The organism is Megasphaera stantonii (assembly GCF_025567065.1).
In the GTDB taxonomy this organism is placed as follows: domain Bacteria; phylum Bacillota; class Negativicutes; order Veillonellales; family Megasphaeraceae; genus Megasphaera; species Megasphaera stantonii.
The window spans coordinates 1-303 of sequence record NZ_JAOQKD010000030.1; the positions used below are offsets into that span (position 1 = coordinate 1).

Annotated in this window: 1 protein-coding gene; it reads right to left on the reverse strand. The window is 40.3% G+C overall.

The window, feature by feature from the left end; all coding sequences use genetic code 11:
* Positions 1 to 87: 87 nt before the first annotated feature.
* Positions 88 to 231, reverse strand: a complete 144-nt coding sequence (locus OCV58_RS11365) for a hypothetical protein (RefSeq protein WP_267312913.1) — start codon at positions 229 to 231, stop codon at positions 88 to 90.
* Between the last annotated feature and the right edge of the window lie 72 nt (positions 232 to 303).

A 303-nucleotide genomic window follows, 5' to 3' on the forward strand; every position in this document is an offset into this window, starting at 1 on the left:
CTCCTTTCAGAATGGTGTGTCGCGACTTCATTCTACCAGAGTTCTGCAAGCCATGTCTCTTTTTATTTTTGCGAAACTTATTGTACCTTATCCACTAACAATATCACTACTATGTAAAGTAATATCATCTTTTATGGTTTCCGTATACTCCGCCGCCAAGGCTGTATTAACCGACAACACGCTTCCAGCCAGCAGACACAACAACACCTTATATTTCATTTCTTTTTTCATAGCCTTACCTCCTGATTACGCAAATTCAACTATCAGGTTTCATGCACCCTGCCTAGTACGGAAACGCAAAAA